At 72.6% G+C, this 2,616-nt stretch carries 3 protein-coding genes; all 3 read right to left on the bottom strand.

The window, feature by feature from the left end; translation table 11 throughout:
• Positions 1–537, bottom strand: a 537-nt coding sequence (locus AOK16_RS19635) for an NAD-binding protein (RefSeq protein ID WP_205627735.1), incomplete at its 3' end; no start/stop codon positions are given.
• A 118-nt stretch (positions 538–655) separates the two neighbouring features.
• Positions 656–1,372 (bottom strand): potassium channel family protein, encoded by a 717-nt coding sequence (locus tag AOK16_RS19630; RefSeq protein WP_079101566.1) that lies wholly within the window; start codon positions 1,370–1,372, stop codon positions 656–658.
• A partial coding sequence (locus AOK16_RS19625; RefSeq protein WP_055473513.1) for a TrkH family potassium uptake protein occupies positions 1,365–2,616 on the bottom strand: 1,252 nt, incomplete at its 5' end. The genes AOK16_RS19625 and AOK16_RS19630, both read right to left, overlap by 8 nt.

Here is a 2,616-nt window from a genome sequence, read left to right as displayed (position 1 = left end):
GCGGCCCGCGGGGCGTTCGGCGGCGCGGAGCATCATCCCGTCGGCCTGCACGATCTTGCTGGTGCCCGCCACGGCCGCGGCGACCAGCGAGTGGGCCGCGGTGTCGGCGTCGGAGAGCACGACCGTGGAGGCGGCGATCTCCCGCGCGCCGAGCCCCAGGGCCCGTACGGCCGCGGCCCGCTCCAGGAGCTCCTCCAGGTGCCGGCCGAGCTTGCGGTTGAAGAGGCGTACGACGAGGCGCAGTTCGGGGTTGAGGCGGCGGGCGCGCAGCGCGGCGTGGATGTTGCTCTGGTCGTCGCTCGCGGTCAGGGCGAGCGCCGCCGCGCCCTCGATACCGGCGTCCAGCAGCACCGCGTCGTCCGGCTCGGCCGCCTCGATCACCGTCATTGACAGCTCGCCGCGGCGGGCGAGCGCGGCGATCCGCGGGCCGTGCCGGTCGCGTACGGAGGGCAGGACGACGGTGACCTGCTCGCCGTAGACGGTGGCCAGTTCGCTCACGAGGCGGTGGGCGAGCGCGCTGTCGCCGCAGACGACCATATGGCCGGTCCGGGGCGTACGGCGCGGGAAGGGCAGCTGGAACGGCAGAGAAGGCACCCGAAGAGGATGCCAACTCCGTGCGCCTCACGACAGTTCGGCCCCTTACGACAGTTCGGCCCTACGAAAGTTCGGCAAAGTTCTCCACCGCCTGCGTCCGGCCCGTGACGATGATGACGTCCCCCGGCGCCACGACCGTCTCGGCCGTCGCGTGCGTGAAGTCGGCGCCCGGCCGCTTGATGCCGACGATCGTGATCCCGTAGTGGCTGCGCACCCGGCTCTCGCCGAGCGGCACCCCGCCGACCGCGGCGGGGGCGAGCGTCTTGATGAGCGCGTAGTCGCTGTCGAACTCGATGAAGTCCAGCATCCGCCCGGTGACCAGGTGCGCCACCCGCTCCCCCATCTCGTGCTCGGGCAGTACGACATGGTGGGCGCCGACGCGCTCCAGGATCCGGCCGTGCTGGCGGCCGTTGGCCCGGGACCAGATGTTGGGCACGCCCGCGTCGGCGAGGTTGGAGGTGGCCAGGATGCTGGCCTCCAGGTCGGTGCCGATGCCGACGACCGCGCTGGTGAACTCGCCCACGCCGAGCTGCGCCAGGGCGTCCGGGTCGGTGCAGTCGGCGGCGGCCGCGTGGGTCAGGTCGTCGCCCATCTTCTGGATCACGCCCGGATCGGCGTCGATGCCCAGCACGTCCCAGCCGCGGCCCATGAGCTCCATGGCCAGGGAGGCGCCGAAGCGGCCGAGGCCGAGCACGGCGACGCGCCCGCCGGCCGGCGGGCGGTGGCCCGAGACGGCCGAACGGCGCCGCCCACGCAGGTTCTTGAGGTAGTCAGCCAATGGCGGGTCGCTCCTCCGGGAGTTCGTAGCGGCGGGGGTGCTCGCGCAGCGCCAGCGCGGAGGCGAGCGTGATGGGCCCGAGGCGGCCCACGAACATCAGAGCGATGACGACCAGTTGGCACACGGCGGGCAGCTCTCCGGTGATGCCGGTGGTCAGACCGACCGTGCCGAAGGCGGAGACGGTCTCGACGAGCACGGCCTCCACGGGCTCGTCGGTCGTCAACAGCAGCACCAGCGAACCGGCCATGACCAGGCCGACACCGAGCAGCGCCACGGTCAGCGCCTGGCGCAGCGCGGCCGGGGGCACCCTGCGGCCCATGATGTCCACGGCCGGGTCCCCGCGGACCTCGGCCAGGATCGCGGCGCCCAGGAGGGCGAAGGTGGTGACCTTGATGCCGCCCGCGGTGCCCCCGCTGCCCGCGCCGATGAACATCAGGATGCACAGGCCCAGCAGCGTGGCGGGCTCCATGGCGCCGATGTCGACGGAGTTGAAGCCCGCGGTACGGGCGCTGGTGGACAGGAAGAAGCCGTTCAGCAGCTTGTGCCCGGCGGTCATCGGGCCGAGGGTGCCCGGATTGCCCCACTCCAGCAGGCAGATCATGAGCATGCCCGCAACCAGCAGCAGCCCGTAGGTGACGACGGTCAGCCGGGTGTGCAGCGACCAGCGGTGCGCGGCCCGGCTGCGGGAGCCGACCCGGCTGCCGCGCAGCAGCTCCAGCAGGACCGGGAAGCCGATGCCGCCGAGGATGCAGGCAGCGGCCATCGGCAGCAGGATCCAGGGGTCGTCCGCGTAGTCGACGAGGTTGTTGTCGCGCAGCCCGAACCCGGCGTTGTTGAAGGCGGACACCGCGTGGAAGAACCCGTAGTGGACCGCCTCCCCGCCCCGCATCCCGTACCCGAACCGGAAGCGGATGGTCAGGATCGTGCCGACGGCCAGCTCGACGACCAGGGTGGTGGCGGCGACGCCGAGCAGCACGCGCCGTACGTCGCCGATGCCCGCGCGGGTCTCCGTCTGGGCGGTGAGCTGCATCTGGAGCCGCAGGCGGCCGGTGACGAGCAGGCCGAGCAGCGAAGCGAAGGTCATGATGCCGAAGCCGCCGAGCTGGATCAGGGCGAGGACGACGCCCTGGCCGAACTCGTTGAAGTGGCTGCCGGTGGGGACGATGGACAGCGCTCCGGTGACGGCTCCCGTGGCGGTGAACAGGGCGGTCAGCGCGCTGGTGCGCGTGCCCGAGGCGGCCGCC

The organism is Streptomyces pathocidini, assembly GCF_001418495.1.
In the GTDB taxonomy this organism is placed as follows: Bacteria; Actinomycetota; Actinomycetes; order Streptomycetales; family Streptomycetaceae; genus Streptomyces; species Streptomyces pathocidini.
Note: the sequence above shows the minus strand (reverse complement) of the source record. Positions and strands in the feature narration are given on the sequence as shown.